The 15,870-nt window shown below is 44.7% G+C and carries 16 protein-coding genes; 7 read left to right on the top strand and 9 right to left on the bottom strand.

Features of this window, described 5'->3' with window-relative positions:
- Positions 1–15: 15 nt before the first annotated feature.
- Positions 16–1,248 carry an RNA polymerase sigma factor gene (locus tag AC1RM2_RS12045; protein ID WP_492985326.1) on the bottom strand — a complete coding sequence of 411 codons (1,233 nt, stop codon included), beginning with the start codon at positions 1,246–1,248 and terminating at the stop codon, positions 16–18.
- A 47-nt stretch (positions 1,249–1,295) separates the two neighbouring features.
- Positions 1,296–1,649, bottom strand: coding sequence for a YciI family protein (locus AC1RM2_RS12040; protein WP_147055852.1), 354 nt, complete (start codon positions 1,647–1,649; stop codon positions 1,296–1,298).
- Positions 1,650–1,922: 273 nt separating this feature from the next.
- On the opposite strand from AC1RM2_RS12040, the gene AC1RM2_RS12035 reads away from it, so the two are divergent.
- The 4 genes from AC1RM2_RS12035 to AC1RM2_RS12020 all read left to right on the top strand — a co-directional run bounded on the left by AC1RM2_RS12035 (position 1,923) and on the right by AC1RM2_RS12020 (position 4,789).
- Entirely contained in the window at positions 1,923–2,588 is a 666-nt protein-coding gene (locus AC1RM2_RS12035; RefSeq protein ID WP_492985325.1) for a Type 1 glutamine amidotransferase-like domain-containing protein, read from the top strand.
- Between the two features lie 201 nt (positions 2,589–2,789).
- Positions 2,790–3,191: a DUF5655 domain-containing protein gene (locus AC1RM2_RS12030; protein WP_492985324.1), complete on the top strand. Its 402-nt coding sequence runs from the start codon at positions 2,790–2,792 to the stop codon at positions 3,189–3,191.
- Between the two features lie 101 nt (positions 3,192–3,292).
- Positions 3,293–3,676, top strand: a complete 384-nt coding sequence (locus tag AC1RM2_RS12025) for a hypothetical protein (RefSeq protein WP_492985323.1) — start codon at positions 3,293–3,295, stop codon at positions 3,674–3,676.
- A gap of 456 nt (positions 3,677–4,132) precedes the next feature.
- Positions 4,133–4,789 carry a hypothetical protein gene (locus AC1RM2_RS12020; protein ID WP_492985322.1) on the top strand — a complete coding sequence of 219 codons (657 nt, stop codon included), beginning with the start codon at positions 4,133–4,135 and terminating at the stop codon, positions 4,787–4,789.
- 30 nt (positions 4,790–4,819) lie between these two features.
- On the opposite strand, the gene AC1RM2_RS12015 is transcribed toward AC1RM2_RS12020, so the two are convergent.
- Together AC1RM2_RS12015 and AC1RM2_RS12010 are read right to left on the bottom strand one after the other, a co-directional pair.
- Positions 4,820–5,434 carry a YdeI/OmpD-associated family protein gene (locus tag AC1RM2_RS12015; protein ID WP_492985321.1) on the bottom strand — a complete coding sequence of 205 codons (615 nt, stop codon included), beginning with the start codon at positions 5,432–5,434 and terminating at the stop codon, positions 4,820–4,822.
- Positions 5,435–5,518: 84 nt separating this feature from the next.
- Positions 5,519–6,418: a helix-turn-helix domain-containing protein gene (locus AC1RM2_RS12010; RefSeq protein WP_492985320.1), complete on the bottom strand. Its 900-nt coding sequence runs from the start codon at positions 6,416–6,418 to the stop codon at positions 5,519–5,521.
- A 391-nt stretch (positions 6,419–6,809) separates the two neighbouring features.
- Here AC1RM2_RS12010 and AC1RM2_RS12005 point away from each other — a divergent pair, with 391 nt between their 5' ends.
- Positions 6,810–7,223, top strand: a complete 414-nt coding sequence (locus tag AC1RM2_RS12005; RefSeq protein WP_492985319.1) for a hypothetical protein — start codon at positions 6,810–6,812, stop codon at positions 7,221–7,223.
- A 326-nt stretch (positions 7,224–7,549) separates the two neighbouring features.
- Here AC1RM2_RS12005 and AC1RM2_RS12000 read toward each other — a convergent pair whose 3' ends face one another.
- Positions 7,550–9,040: a ligand-binding sensor domain-containing protein gene (locus AC1RM2_RS12000; protein ID WP_492985318.1), complete on the bottom strand. Its 1,491-nt coding sequence runs from the start codon at positions 9,038–9,040 to the stop codon at positions 7,550–7,552.
- 453 nt (positions 9,041–9,493) lie between these two features.
- Positions 9,494–9,997, bottom strand: coding sequence for a hypothetical protein (locus AC1RM2_RS11995; RefSeq protein ID WP_492985317.1), 504 nt, complete (start codon positions 9,995–9,997; stop codon positions 9,494–9,496).
- Positions 9,998–10,238: 241 nt separating this feature from the next.
- On the opposite strand from AC1RM2_RS11995, the gene AC1RM2_RS11990 reads away from it, so the two are divergent.
- Positions 10,239–11,090, top strand: coding sequence for a DUF3037 domain-containing protein (locus AC1RM2_RS11990; RefSeq protein ID WP_492985316.1), 852 nt, complete (start codon positions 10,239–10,241; stop codon positions 11,088–11,090).
- A 212-nt stretch (positions 11,091–11,302) separates the two neighbouring features.
- On the opposite strand, the gene AC1RM2_RS11985 is transcribed toward AC1RM2_RS11990, so the two are convergent.
- A complete protein-coding gene (locus AC1RM2_RS11985; RefSeq protein WP_492985315.1) occupies positions 11,303–11,920 on the bottom strand; it encodes a hypothetical protein in 618 nt (205 codons plus the stop codon).
- A 414-nt stretch (positions 11,921–12,334) separates the two neighbouring features.
- Here AC1RM2_RS11985 and AC1RM2_RS11980 point away from each other — a divergent pair, with 414 nt between their 5' ends.
- Positions 12,335–13,288, top strand: coding sequence for a ligand-gated ion channel (locus tag AC1RM2_RS11980; protein WP_492985314.1), 954 nt, complete (start codon positions 12,335–12,337; stop codon positions 13,286–13,288).
- Between the two features lie 99 nt (positions 13,289–13,387).
- Here AC1RM2_RS11980 and AC1RM2_RS11975 read toward each other — a convergent pair whose 3' ends face one another.
- Both AC1RM2_RS11975 and AC1RM2_RS11970 read right to left on the bottom strand, forming a co-directional pair.
- Complete coding sequence (locus tag AC1RM2_RS11975; protein ID WP_492985313.1) at positions 13,388–15,082, bottom strand: GH39 family glycosyl hydrolase; 1,695 nt, start codon at positions 15,080–15,082, stop codon at positions 13,388–13,390.
- Positions 15,083–15,173: 91 nt separating this feature from the next.
- Complete coding sequence (locus tag AC1RM2_RS11970) at positions 15,174–15,854, bottom strand: GNAT family N-acetyltransferase (RefSeq protein ID WP_492985312.1); 681 nt, start codon at positions 15,852–15,854, stop codon at positions 15,174–15,176.
- Between the last annotated feature and the right edge of the window lie 16 nt (positions 15,855–15,870).

Below are 15,870 nucleotides of genomic sequence, written 5' to 3'. Positions count from 1 at the left end.
GGAGCAGTATGCCCGTCACTCCTTAAGCTCATCTATTTTTTTCTGAATGATATTTTTATCTGCCGGGGTCCTGGCAATAGCCAGGGCGTTTTGAAAGTTTGTTTTTGCTTTCAGATCATCGATACCGGTATAAAGCTGGCCCAGCAACGCAAAATAAAATTGATTGCCCGTCAGGTTCAATTTCTCGGCTTCAACAATAGCTTCCTCTTTACTGTTTGCTTTAGCCAGGGCATAGGTACGGTTAAGTGCCGCCACAGGCGAGTAAGCAACCTGCAAATAGCGATTGTAAAGCTGTAGTATGTTTTCCCATTTCTCCTTGGTGTCAGCCCTCTGCGTGCTCCAATAGGCTATGGAGGCCTCCAGGTGGTATTTTGAAAGTGTGCTGCCAACGGCCGACCTGTTTAAATAATATCCGCCTTTGAGTATCATATCCGCATTCCACAGGCTTGTGTCCTGATCGTCATATAAAATGATCCCGCCGTTTTCGTTTACCCGCGCATCAAAGCGCGAGGCGTGAAAATACATCAGCGCAAGCAAGGCATCAACCGGGGGCTTATGGGTATGCTCGTTGTCGGCAAGCATTTGGCAAAGCCTGATGGCCTCAAAACAGAAGTCTTGCCGAAGCACCTGGTTTTGGCTAATGGAATAGTACCCCTCGTTAAACAGCAGGTAAATGGTTGTTAATACAACATCCAGCCGCTTATCTATCTCAGCCGGAGCGGGAAGTTCTATTTTGATTTGCTCCTCCCGTAACTTTTCCCGGGCCCGGTATAAACGCTTGTTTATGGTTTCTTTGTTACTCAGAAAAGCCTCGGATATCTCGTCAATGCCAAACCCGCAAAGGATCCTGAGCGATAAGCCAACCTGCGCCTCGGGAGGGATACACGGGTGGCAAATGGCGAACATCATTTGTAACTGACTATCGCTGATGTTTTGCGGCGATAAATCTATGTCGGTTTCATAATGTTCTGAAAAATCGCTTTCGACTTGCGGCACAACTTTAGTTTCGAAGGTTAAATTGCGCTGCAGATAATTTTTTGCCTTGTTTTGGGCAACGCGATACAACCAGGCTACAGGGTTTTGGGGCAGGCCGTTAAAACCCCAGGTTTGCGCAGCGGTAAGGAAGGTTTCGCTGGCAATATCTTCGGCTGTCTCCATTTCATCAAACCCAAAGCGCCTGTACAATACTGAGACGATTTTCCGGTATTCCGATCTGAATAAATGTGGTATTAACTCCTGTTGTTCCATAAAAAGTGGAAAAGCCTCCGTAAATGTACAGAGGCTTTTTAAAACTTTTAGTGTGCCCCATCATTTTTGGCAATACGGCGCACTTCCATCGTATTACCTTCGCCTTGCAATACCGGGCAGCCTTTTGCAAATTCAGCAGCCTCGTCGGCAGATTCGGCCCTCACCACAATAAACCCGCCTATAGTTTCCTTAATCTCGCCAAAGGGGCCATTGGTAACCATTTTGTTGGAGTGTACCACACGGGCATCATCAAAAGGCAGGCCCGTGCCGCTCACAAATTTGTTTTGGGCGGCAATACTGCCTATCCAGTCCATGGTTTGTTTCATCCATATTTGCATTTGCTCCGGCGAGGCTATCTTTGTGCCATCCTCGTGTCTCATAATTAATGCGTACTCGTTCATTTTGTTAAGCTTTAATTGTTATTGAATTTATGAATTATAACCCGATAACAATTGAGGTTTTTGGAATTGGACAAGTGTTGAGAAAATGTGTTCTCTCATTTGATCGGCAAGGTTTAAGCCAGGTATTACCAGCCATTCTTTAAGGTACATAATAGCTCTAAACCACCGCATATCGCCGCAAAACACCTTGATATTGGCGCAATTACCCCACATACATTTACTTCCTTCATTTTAATTTTATATAATAATTTTAACCGTTTAATTTGAAATATCATGAAGCTGCTTCTCACGTCTGCAGGTATAAGCAATACGAGCATCCATAACGCGCTTATTGAATTACTGGGGAAACCCGTTGCCGAAGCCCACGCCCTTTTTATCCCTACCGCCATATACGCCATAGCCGGCGGTGCCGATATAGCACGCAAGGTAATTTGCGGGCAGTTAGGCGACCCTTTTTGTGACCTGGGTTGGAAATCATTAGGGATACTGGAGCTTACTGCACTACCAAGTATCAAACAAGAGCTTTGGTTGCCCATGTTGCAGGAAACTGATGCCTTGCTGGTTGGCGGGGGCGATTGCCAGTATTTGTGTTACTGGATGCAGCAATCGGGCCTGGCAAAACTTTTGCCTTCGTTGTTGCAAAGGATAGTGTATGTGGGCTTAAGCGCCGGAAGCATGATCATGACCCGTTTTGGAACCACCTACGGCAACCATAATTTGCCGGCCGGAAGCGATAAGTCGCTGAAACTGGTTGATTTTGCGATACACCCCCATTTAGATCATGAATGGTTTCCGAGGAATTCTATGGACAATATTAAAAAACTGGCCGCTACGATAGCGGTGCCATCATACGCGATTGACGATCAGACAGCCATAAAAGTGACCGATGACAGCATTGAGGTTATTAGCGAAGGACATTGGAAGCTGTTTAATCCATGAAGCCGGGAGGTGCGGCAAATTCGCCCGTTGTCATTTTGATTTTGTCGATTGGTGGAGTTAATTTATGTTTCGATCAAAATAAATACTCATCATGCCAATAGCCCGCTTTTTGATAGTACTGGCCGGGAGGCAATAAATCAAAAGGCACAGTTTTTTTCATGACCTCGGGAGCATTCGCTAAATTTAGGCAAAAAATGGACTATGAGCTGGACCTGTCCGAAATGTGAGCGCGAACTGCCGAAGCCTGAACAGCGGCATTATTGCGCGCGGGTTAGCCTTGACAGTTTGCTTGGAGGCCGCCCGCCGGAACTTGTACTGGTATTTGATAAAATACTGGCCGAGGTAGCCGGCTGGGAGGATGTGCTGGTTGGCACTACGCCTAATTGTATCGTTTTTACCCGGCGGTTAACCTTCCTGGTAATCCGCCCGATGAAAAAGGAGTTGGATATTAAGTTTTACTCGAAAGGCCCCCATCCTGAAAAGCCGGTGCTCAAAAGTGTGGCCGCGGGTAATAAGTTTGAGAACCATATCCGTATTGCGTTGCTGGATGACCTGCACCCCAAATTGTTTACTTATCTGCGAGAATCATATGAGTTTTTATAGTAGTGTTAAGCCTATAAAGTTTTAAATTATTTTTTGACATAGCGCTTAAGGCCTACGGCTAAAGACCACAATTTTTTTTAGATTAGGTTTTTCAAATTCAAATGATGAAACAACTGATTTTACCTGCATGGCTGCTGCTGTTTTGCATAATACAGCCTAACGACTGCAGTCGTTTCAGAAACGGGAAATTTAGGGCAACAATTAAAGGTGCGCCCTACTTTATAGAGCGTAATGGGGATTTGCAGCGCGAATGGGTATTGGGCACCACTGATTCCCGGAGGTCGACGTTGCATGTAAAATGGCTTGGCGACTGTACCTATACACTTGTGCCTACCGAAGAAACCCTTAAGAAGGCTCCGCACATCCCAAAGTACGCTGTATTGACATCCGAGATTATTAAAACGACAGACAGTTCTTACACCACTAAAGTAACAGCTAACTTTTCAAGGCTTATTGACACCATAACGTTCATCAGGGTGAATTAGGATAACCTTATAAGTTATTAAAACATGTATTTGAAAATTACGCTGGTATTAGCTTCGTTTTTTTAATGGGCTACGTGCCTGCTAACAACTCATTCGGGCAAAATAAAAGGCAGCATGTTATGATTACGGATTCGTGAAATTTCAGACACCACCTTTTGGGGAAGTAAAATTGGTGAGACCAAGGTATTTTTTGTACGAACAAAACAACCAGGTTTATGCGATAGCTTCAAGGAATTTCGGTGCATATATTCCTGGCATAATAACAGAGTTTGGTATTTACAAACTTCATTTTTATGATGTTCCCATCAATGTTAGTGAAAGATAGCGTTTGCTGTTGCAACTTAATAAAGAAATCTATCAATCTGTTTTGAAATCCAAGGCCTTAGATAATGAACATAATAATTTGTTATTTTTACCAAGGGTAAGCAGGTTGTATAATAAAATAACACTCAGACCATGAGTAACTTTTTTTACAATAATGCTTGCATTGCCATTGCATTTGCCGTTTCTTTTCATCCTCATAAAGTTCATGAAATTCACAAATTTCAGCAGAAACCTCTTGTCGGCAAATCGCATAAAACACAGATCAATGTTAAAAAGAACATTTTTGTAAAAAAGATAAATGGATATGATATTGAATACGACTTATATTATCCTTACCAGGATCCGCAACATGGAGTTGACAGTATCGTATTGTATGCAAAAAAAGGAAAGTCAAGAACCACGCTATTATCCACAGAAATCGGGGAAAATTATTTAGACGAGGTGTCAATAAAATATTTCTTAAGCCATCCATTTATATACATAGCTTCGGGCGATTCGCATGGCGATGTTTATGGTGAAATGTATTCATTAAGCTTATCTCCGGTTAGGCTGGATCGGGTTAATGAACTCCCATTGCGATTCCCGGCTAAAGTGCCTGAAGGATATTATCTAAATAAAAATTATGGGATAAGGATAGAAGAAACCGATAGGATATTTGACGGCATAATTTATCGAAACGACACCACAGCCGACTTAGGTTATACTATCGATGTTGAGTATAAAATGTTAAAAATAGGTGATAGATATAAGCTAAAACCTATTAAACAAACGGTTATGAATTACAAATAAGATAGCTTCAAAATATGGACAAGAACTCTTCTATTTTTGGTGTTTCCAAAACCTGCCTTTTCCTTCGGCTATCCATTCTAAAGCTTCATTTATTCTTTTTTGTCGTGTTTCGTCGGTTTTGGCATCGGTAATCCAAATAATATATTCCTTGCGGAAAGAGTTGGATTTGCTTTCAAAAACTTCCTTTGCTTTGGGGTTAGCTACTAATGCAGCCAGCAAATAATCGGGCGTTATCAGTACCTTGGGTTTATCAGCTTCGGGCTTGTCTCTTTTTATCTTGACGCCCATTTCGTTTAACTGCATGGCTTCTTTAAGCATGGCTATAAATTCATCGTCGGGCGGCAGGGCGCTTATTTGGCTGATCTTGCCTAAAAATCGTTGAATTGGTTTAAGGTCCTTACTTGCCTTCAAACGTGGGTCGGTCATCAGTTCGGCCTTCAGGAATGTAAAAGAGCAATGATTTTTATAGGATGCCACTACACACATGTTATCACCGTTGTACTCAAAATGGGGCAGGCTCCATTTTATCGCCTCTTCGGCATCAGGGCAATGTTCATGAATAAGGCGGCGCCAGTGCTCAAGAATAGGTTTTGCAAAATCTTCCGACTTATCTATATAAGCATCCACAGCAGGGTTGTAGTTCATAATGTTATTTAATTTACGGTGACAAAAAAACTTAAACTTACGCAGAAGATTTGGTCGAAAACTTGGATAAACAGGTCAATTTAATTACCTGCGCTGGTTCCGGAACTCCGAAGGCGATAAACCTACATGCTTTTTAAAGAATTTGCCAAAGTTTGCCGGGTCCGAAAAGTTGAGTTGATAGGCAATCTCGGCTACCGTAAAATCGGTGTATTGTAGGAGTGATCGGGCTTCGCCGGCCAGGCGTTCGGCAATAAAAGCAAGCGCGTTTTTGCCCGAAACCTGTTTGATGGATTGGGAGAGGTAATTAGCAGTAACCGAAAGCAGATCTGCGTATTCCTGCACGGTGCGCTTATTGATATAATGATTATCAATTAACTGCATAAATTTACGCAACAGAATTTGCTGCGCTGTAGCCATCGGGATATCCGCTTTCTTTTCCAATGCAAAATCTTCCAGGTAATACAGCAGGCCAAGTAATTTTATTCTGGCTTCGATATGCTGTGCTTTGGCCGACCTTTCATAGCTGGTAAATACAGTTTCAAAATGTGGCGCTAACCGTTTAAATGTGTCATGGTCAAACTTAAACAGATTGGTATGTAATACATTAAAAAGGGGGAATTGCTGATGAAAGTCTGGTTTAAAAAAGGAGAAGCATTTGGGCTTAAAATAAATTACATAACCCTCCAGGGCATTGTTATGTGCAAAGCTATATACAAGATTGGGCGAATGAAAAACAAGATAAGAGTCAGGATCGTGAATGGTTTGATCGCCGTAGTTAACCTCGATTTTGCCGGAATTGAATAGTAAGGCAAAAAAATAAAATGAACGTTTAAAAGGTGGGCGGTATATCTGCAGGTCCTGATCGAGCGGCTTTAGCCTCAGGCAGTAAAAATCCGGATCGGTTGTTCGGCCCGGCCATGGGATAGAGGCCAGGAAGTCGTTGATTTCTGTGTAATAAGAAAGCGCATTTTTTATTTTCGCCATAAAATACACCCCATAAGGGCCGATCCTAAAATAGAAAAAGAAAACCTGTTGGCCTACTGATAACAAAAAATCACCGGGGGGAGCAAATCCAACATCTTCGCCCCAACCTCAGCGTTAGGGATTGTACCGGATACCGGCCGCGCGGGGCATAAGTGTTGGCCGTGGCTAAGGCCCTGTGCGCGTATGAGGGGAAAGCCCGGCCCGCTTCTACCAGCGGGAAACGCCCATATTTAGATATGAGATGTTAGATATGAGATTTGAGACTTTTGAATTATTTGTGTAATGGATGCTTTTTAACTTTCCGACTTTCCGGACTTCCGGACTTCCGGACTTTCTGGACTTTCCGACTCAACCCAGCAAACAATTTACCCCTACCACCTATTACTAACTTATGATTACAGTAATAGGCATTTTTGAAGATGTTAACCTTGCCGACGATGTGTGCGAGTACCTGTTGGCCAACGAGTTTGACGCCGATAGTTTAGACCAGCACACCCACAAAGCCCTGGCAGGCCATGAAGTGCACGAGCCCGGCACCATTGACCGTATTGCCGCGTTTTTTAACCACCTGTTTGATAACCAACGCGAGGCCGAAGCCCATGCCACGGCAGGCCGCAACGGCACCATTGTAACGGTGCACGCCCCATCGGCCAGGCTGGCCCAGGAGGCTGTTGACGCCCTTAACAATTACGGCGCCATAGATGTAAATGCTTTTGACGAAAATACCACCGGTACACGCAGTATTATGGTGGAGCGGATTGTGGCGGATGAGGTGAGGTTGAGGGGGGTAGTAAGTAGTAAGTAGTAAGTAGTAAGTAGTAAGTAGTAAGTAGTAAGTAGTAAGTAGTAAGTAGTAAGTAGTAAGTAGTGAGTAGGGTTGGCGGCGAAGACTCACCCGCCCGACGCTGCGCTGGGGCACCCTCTCTCTCACCTTCGTTGGAAAGAGGGGCTTGAAAACGATTGAATATCTAATAATATCTATCCGAACACCTATAAACCCTTTTCAAGCCCCTCTTTCCGGCGAAGCCGAGAGAGAGGGTGGCGGGCGTAGCCTCGCCGGGTGAGTATTAACCAGCGTTCCCGCCGGCCAATTCTATCTCAAATCTCAGGTCTCATATCTCAAATCTAACCCTAAAACGTTCCTCTTTTCCTTATCCTCAGCAAGCCATTGGCCGTGGTAACATAAATAACTCCTTTGGAATCCTGCACCACCTGGTAAATTTTAAAGCCGGGGGCGGGCGAGTTGGCGTTGTTGTAGTTTTCCCAGCTGTTTTTTAAATCGTACCGCACCAGGCCCGATTGATCGGTGCCCAGCCATAGTACGTGTTCAAACTTATCGTACATAATGCTGGTTACGTGGTTTGATGGCATGCCCGAGTTTTTGTCGGTTAAGTGCAGCCACGTGCCATCGGGGCGTAGTACCGCTATACCTTCGTTATCATCGTCGGCAGCGGCTTTGGCGGTGCTTATTAGCGAGAAATAGAGGTTGCCCTGCTCATCTTCGGCGGCGCCCGATATGCTGGCGTTTTTCAACGGCGAATCAGATGTGGTAAAGGTGGTTGGCAGCAGGTCTTTCTCGATGAGGATGGTGCCCTTTGATGTACCAATCCACAGGCGTTTGCGGTTATCCACATAAGCAAAAGTTACGTTGCTTGAGGGCAGCAGCGGGATGGTTTTTTTGTTAAGCACCACCACTTTATCTTTACGTACCACCACCATGCCATCTTTGGTGGTAAACAGCAGTTCGCCGTTGCGGCTTTTTATAATACTGGTGACCGGGCTTTTTATAAACTTTTTAAAATCGTACACCTGCCAGCCGGCATCGGTGCATTTGTATATGCCGTTATCAATATATGCCCATTTGGCGTTCTCCTTATCAACAGTAATTTCCTGCACAGCCGTTTCGGATGTAAAGGGCGAGTTGTATTCGTTAACCGGGTTAAAGGTAGTACCATCAAAACGGGTAAGGCCGTGGGCGGTGGCGTACCAAAGCACGTCGGTGGCATCAACCGCGCTTGATTGGCTCACGTTATCGGGCAGCGGCGAATCGTAGCGCGTCCACTTTGTAAATTCGTAGCTGTTGAGCGAGGGGTTGGTATACCGGGTACTGGTATTGTAAATAGTTGGCGGGCCTGCTGGCTTCATCTGCTCCAGGTCCATCCGCAGCATCTGGGCCGAAATACGGCCAAAAGCTATCTTAAACTGCACATTTACCGACGATGCCACACGTTTGCCATGGTCAACAGCTGCTTTCCACAGGCTGCCGTTTAGCAGGCGGATGATATCGGCCGTAAGCGGACTATTGGTTACATCGGTATGGCTTAGCACGCAGCTAAAGCCCGACGGCTCAACCAGTACCTGGAAAGTGAGCGAGCCATTGGCATCTTTAAACGAATATTTGCGGTTAATACGATCGCACAGCTGGTCGAGCGTAAACTGGCTGCAGGTAGCTTTGGGGCTGCCGCAGTCGATACAGTAATTTTCGGCGCTGCACAACTCAATCTTTTGCAAAAAAAGATTTTGCGCGCAAATTACCGCGGGAAACACGAAAACTAAAAAGCATGTAAGCAGCAATAGCTTACCGGTTTTGGATGAGTATAACAATGTCAGCATTAATTTCATAAAATAAAGAAAGCAAACGCAAACCACCAAACTTATAATAGTTAAATTAGGTTAAAGTTTTGTTACAAAGGGAACGCCGGCGAAGACTCACCCGGCCGGCGCTGCGCCGGGCCACCTCTCTCCGGCTGAGGCCGCAAAAAGGGTTGAGGAAAGAAGCGCAAGGACCCCGAGGGGACAAAAGCTCCCCGACCCTATAGCGAAGCCAAAAAAGTCTTGCTACTTACTACTTGATACTAAAATGGGCATGTCCCCCGCCGGTAGAAGCGGGGGCCGGGCTTTCCGTTCATACTGCGCAAGGCATTAGCCACAGGCCGGTACCCACTTCAATCCCTCATGCGGAAGTTGGGGTAGCGTTTGGCTTTCGTGGGTTACTAAAATATTGTGATTTGGATGGGGGACCCCCCCCCCGGTATTACCGGGACGGCAGCGGGAAATACTTACGGTAGCGATGGGTTAATCTGTTTTTTGTAACGTAGCATATACCTCCAGTAATTTATCCAGCTCGGCCTTTGATTTGCAGTTGCCAAAGGCGTGAATGTATGCAGGCCAGTCGGTGCCGCTGTTACTGTTGGTAATTAGTTGAACCTGGTATTTACCGTTACAATCATTAAGCGTCCAATTCTCATTGTTGCCAAACAAGTAAGCCTTGGTTTTCTGCTCTTTACAACTGTCATTTGCGGCAGGGAACATGGCGGGGCTGTTACCCATATAAAAGCCGCCCTCAAACCCTGTTGTGTTGGTAGTATCTGCAGGATAAAAGTAATAAACCGAAAAATCGGGACCCTTACTTTTTTTAATGATATAACCACCCGGCAACCCAATGCTGTATTTTAATCCGGGTATTTGTTTCGTGGTCAACGTTTTTTTAAAGGCACTGTCGGGCAATTTATGAGCGCCGGGTTTGCAGGCAATTAATGTAAATAACAGGTAAACAATTGTGATTTGGTATGGCTTCATTTTGTTTAGGTATCCAAAGCCAAGTTAATGTAAATTATTGACAGCCTGGTAGCGAGGGGGGCAATTTGATTTACAAATATCGAACGCTTTTATTTCGGACGTGAATAAAATTGTAACTTTAAGACAACAATAAAGCTGATACTCAATCATGGGGCAAGCAGTTTTATACCATTAAGGCATATTTAACTACTTTGATTAATGAAGCTGATTTGTTTTCAAGCGAATTAAATCGGATACTTTTATGATAAAATACGAATATCAAATTTTAAGATATGTGCATGACCAGGCTTCGGGCGAGTTTGTGAATGTTGGTATTGTCATTTTTGAGCCGCAAAGCAAAATTTTAAAAGCAAGGGTGCTCAATAAGTTTAGTAGGATATCTACCTTTTTTGAAGAAATTAACGGGTACTATTTACTAAGTACCTTAAAGCATTTTCAAAAAGAGGTGGAAAGTATTAATGACGACTTCGCGTTTTTTAACTCAAGTGAGTTTTTACTGGAAAAGGAAAAGCCCGGTTTAAGTATAATTACGGGCAAGGTTGTGTTAAACGACGACAGCGCATTAAAATTGACCGAAGTAAAAAAAGGCTTAGACCTTGATTTAGACAGCGCCCTCGACGATCTGTTTGAAAGGCTGGTAGATAAATACAGCCCCGAAAAAAATAAAGAAGCACATACAGATGCCTATGCCTGGGCCAAAGTATACAAATTCCATTTCGATAGGTACGGTATTACACCAAGGTTAAAAGACCATACTATTAAAACCCCCAATGACGAGATTAAGTTTGATAAATCGTGGAAAAACGGTGTTTGGAACTGCTACCAAAGCCTGTCCTTTGATTTAAAAAAAGACGATGCCATTAAAAATAAGGTTTACAAATGGTCGGGCATTATTAAGGAACTGCAATTGGCCAACCAAAAAATGAACCTGTTTTTTTTGACAACATCCCCTAAATCAAATGAGCATTTGAACAATTTTATCAAAGATACCCTATCTCAAAAAGGCAGCGAGGTTAAGGTAACTATCGTTACCGAAGATGAAGCCGAGCAATTTGCAAAAAAAGTAAAAACTGCAATAGAAAGCGCTTTTTAGGATCGTTGCTAAGAAGCGTGCCAAATGGATCCGTGCGTGGCGTTTAACTTCAGCGGGGCAGACGAGGAACTCCTACGCCATTAGGTTGCTAATACGGTTTAGTGCCGGTGTTGAGCAAAGGTTTGAGAGTTGACTCACCTGCACAATGATCGGTATTTGTTTAAAGGAAGTGATTATATACGCTAACTGCGCAATCATAAATTTGGATACTGTTACAAAGCCCATTTATATGCTAAAGTTATTATAAACTGGCTGTAATTACCATATAAGTTATACTCATACTGCGCACGCGGCTCCATGCGTATTTGGTAAGTAAGGGCAAGGTCTAAACCCTTTTTCTTTTCACGACCCAGCCTAAAAGCATACCCTATAGCAGGCGATACCACTACAGCAAGAGCGTGGTTGGTATATTTAACCGTGTTAGAATTTATATTAAAAGAGGTACCGACCTCAGCCTCAACATAAAGCTTTCCTGCGTATAGTCGTGCCCCTATTTTTACAGGTATAAACGAAGCTACTGAAGTCTCGCTTGTACCATCCCCAAAAGGGCCAAAAGATATGCTTTCATTTGAAACAAAAAAATTATAGGCAACCGACCCGATCAGGCTCATGGAGGATGATTTGATGGGGTGCTCAAATTTTACCCCTATTATACCTCCAAAGAGGTAATTGCCCGAATGTACCCCTATGGCTACACCAGGCCCGGCAAACACCCCCAACCGTGAGGAGAGACTGTTATCGGTTTGAGCTCTCGCGTTAGTTGCTGCCAGGATCAGTAAAGAAAAAATTACGTTTTTAAGATGACTATAATTTCGCTGCCGGATGTTCATAAACTAAAAGTAAATAAAGTTTGCGGTTTTATGGATATGTTTAATAACGAAAGAAACAAGAAAACCTAACTAATAAATACCGGAGTTTTCTGCAAAACGTTGGGTGAAAAGTATCACTATTTTGGGCTTTTCTCCTGTTTAAGTGTGAAAATAACAATTAATAATCTGCTAAAAACGAGCCATTTTTTAAGAAAATTACCTGTGTGAATTTGTATACTATTTGTATAACATTTGTTGTGTGTTTTTGATGCTTTTGTGTGCTTTTTTGCAGCATTATTATATAATTTTTATCCTCTTTTTGGATATAAATTGTTGAATTTTAAATTCATGACAATTTTTGCGTTTTTGAAGCCACCGCCGGTATTGCCCGGCTATTTTGTTATATTAGCACGACAACCATTTTAACTATTGCCATTGAAAAACAAACTTATTTTGGCGCTGATGCTTCTGCTGGCATCGGCTGCTGTCCGGGCGGCAGAGCCCCCTGCCGATACGGTGAAAACGGGGGTGTATATTACCAGTATCCACGATATTAATTTTAAGGATAAGGAATATACCATTGACCTTTGGCTATGGCTGAAGTACAAAAACCGCAAGTTTGATTTTGTGCAAAACCTGGAAGTGCCACAAGCCAAAACGGTTACTAAATCGTTTTCTACCATCGATTCTTCGGGTACCAAGGTGTACCTGCTCATGAAGCTGCAATGTGTAATGAAAGACACCTGGGCCATTAATAATTTCCCCTTTGATAAGCAAAAATTGCGCTTCTCGATAGAGAATTCGCAGTTTGATTCGCACTCGCTGGTGTTTGTGCCCGACACGCTGGGCAAACATTTCGACCCCCGTTTTACCCTGCGCGGCTGGCGTGTTGACAGCCTGGGCATAGCTGCCGGCACCAAAAAATACGAAACCGGCTTTGGCGATACCACCCTGGCCAAACCCCATACCGAATACAGCAACTTTAAGGTAACCCTAAAAATTGCCCGCGACGCGATGGGCCTGTTCTGGAAGATGTTCCTGGGCATGTATGTGGCCTTCCTGATAGCGTATATGTGTTTTTATATCCACACCGATAGCATCGACTCGCGGTTTGGGCTGAGTGTGGGCGCACTGTTTGCGGTAATTGGTAACAAATACATCATCGATTCGTCGCTGCCCGAGTCGACTACCTTTACGCTGGTGGATACGCTGCATGCCACAACGCTGTTTTTTATACTCTGCATTATGATATGCACCGCGTACTCGTTGCGGCTGATTAAAAAAGAACAGGAAGCCAAAGCCAAACGCTTTGATTTTATATGTGCACAAGTGCTGCTGGCGGTTTACCTGCTATTGAACGGCTGGTTTATATACGGCGCGGTTAATTGAAGTTCTAAGTCTTGAGTCCTAAGTCCTAAACCTGGAAGGCTCTTTTTCGACTTAGAACTTTGGACTTCAGACTTAGGACTCAAGACTTCAGACTCAGAACTACCAGGTTAACTTCAACAGTGCTACACCTTGCCGGGGCAGGGTGATTGTGGTATTTAAAAGCCCGGCTTTAACCTGCAATTTTAGGGGTTTGCCAAGGGTTTGCAGTTGCCCGGCCTGCTCCAGTTGTTTCACCTGGTCGGGCGTAGGGCTTTGCGGCGATCCCATTTTTTTCCATACCTCGTAGGAGTTACTGTGCTGGTTATCAATTTGGTATTGTACAAGGGTTGCGGTGCGTGCGGGCAGGTTGCTGAGCGTTATTGCTACGGGTTGCCCTGCAGCGTGGATATCATCGTCGTGGTAATTCCATACCATTACGGTTGCCTGTTTTTTGCCTTTGGCGGCCAGCGCGCCAATATCGGTGTTGGCTCCCCTCAGGCCCGAGTCGATAACGGCGGTAAGCGGGTGCATTTGGCTGGCATTAACCTTAAGCCGTTTGCCCTGCATCATCCCAAACATCCGGAACACGTTAAGTACCGGCTTATCAACCCCGTTGGTAGCCAAATCCCTAAACCCATAAAACCAGGGCTGGTTTTCAAACTCAAACGACCAGGATACCGCCCCCATAAAGTTAACGCCCAACGAGTCGGCCAGTAAGTATTTGCGTGCAAAGGATGCTGCCGTATAGCTGGAATACATGGTGCCGTTGCGGTATGCGTTGGATGGGTTGGTGGCCATACCGCATGCCGCGCAGCCTTCCGGGTCAGATTCGCCGATAACGATGGGGATGTTTTTGGTTTGCGGGTACGACGCTACTATTTTAAAACCCTCGCGGATATCGCGCATTTGCGGGGCCATATTCATGCGTACGTGGCCATTAACCAGCGTAGGCTGCCCTTTGGCATGAAAGGAGATAACATCCAGCGGCGAGCCTGTTTTGCCGGTGGCATAGTTGGTGCCGGTGAGGCAATGTTCAATAAATGCCCTCAAAAACTTCATCCCGCTCTGGCTGGAGCCGCCAGCTATTTCGGGGCCGCCAATTTTGGCTGTTGGCAATGCCCTGTGCAGCCCCTGGGCGGCGTAATCATACATTTTAAAAAACTCGGGCATAGTGCCTTTCCAATAGCTAATGTTGGGCTCGTTCCATACTTCCCAGTACCAGCTTTCTACTTCTTTTTTGCCATAACGGGCAATGGAATGTTTTGCCCATTGGTATATCAGTTCTTCCCATTTGTTATAGTCTTTAGGGGGATAGGCCCAGCCGGTGTAAATATCATTATAGTCGTCGCCAGGTTTCCAGTGGTGGCGGTACGGCTCGGGGTGGGTAGATAGGGCCTGTGGCATAAAGCCTATCTGGGCATAGGGTTTCATACCCAGTTTAATATAGGTATCAAATATGCTGTCAACCAGGTGCCAGTTGTATATGGGTTTGCCGTTGGCATCTTCCGTATACGCATTGGTCGATCCCCATTTGAGGGCGGCCTCGCCATCGCCGGTGGTAAGCAGGTTATGTACCCGCATGTGTACCGGCGTGGGGCTTAAAGCGGCCAGGTGGGCAAGCAGTTTGCGGCCATCTTTCATGTAGGTGTAGTTGGGCTCGTCGTGCCCAAACCAGGCCCAGGCCGGGTACATTTCGCCGGTTTCGGCATTTAAATCTACGTTGATAGTGGCGGTTTGCTGCTGTGCGCAAATGCACTGGCTTTTTAGCAGCAATGTAAGTAAGCTTAACAGCGCAAATCCTGTTTTGATATTCATGGTCTGGATGTATTAGGTTTATTAGCGGGAATAACAAACATAGCACATTACTTGTAATTTACACACTTAATTAACAAAAGTTTTACGTTGATTAAATTTTAGCTATTGCGCAGATATTCATGGCTTTACGGGTTGTAAAACCCAATTTTTGATATACATTGATTGCATTTGTGTTGCTTTGCAGCACATGTAAAAACGGGATGCCGCCTGCTGCTTTAATCAGCCTTAGCTGGTGCATAATCAGCCGGCTGGCGTAACCTTTCCCTAAGTGATCGGGGTGGTTGCAAACAGCGCTTACCTCCATATAGGGCAAAGGCTGTAACCTGCGCCCCGCCATAGCCACCAATTCACCGCCAATAAAAATGCCAAAATAGTTGCCAAAATCGATGGTTCGGTTAAAGAAGGGACCCGGATTTGTTAGTTTGGTGAGTGCCAGCATAGCCGGTATATGCTCATCAGTTAACGGAGTAAATGCAATGTCGATAATAGCCGGCGGCGCAGGGTTTTCATATACCATCTGCAGGCATTTCATGGGGTTTACTACTTTCCAGGGTTCAGGTATTTCGACGCCTCCGGGGCTGAAAACCGCTATAGTGCGTTTGGGTTGTACAATGTCATAAAGGGCAGCGAAGTTTTCGGGTGTGTTTTGTATCATTCCGGCAAAAGGGGATACATCAGGCAAAAAGCATTTAACTGTATCCGTACCTTCCGCAAGGTTTTTATTGCCGGTTACAGATGCATTCCAGGCAGGGTTGTCAAGAGGGTGTTCCATTTGTTTAAATGTAGTT

The organism is Mucilaginibacter sp. GW822-FHT03E02 (assembly GCF_058801545.1).
This window is presented reverse-complemented; position numbering and strand designations above follow the sequence as displayed.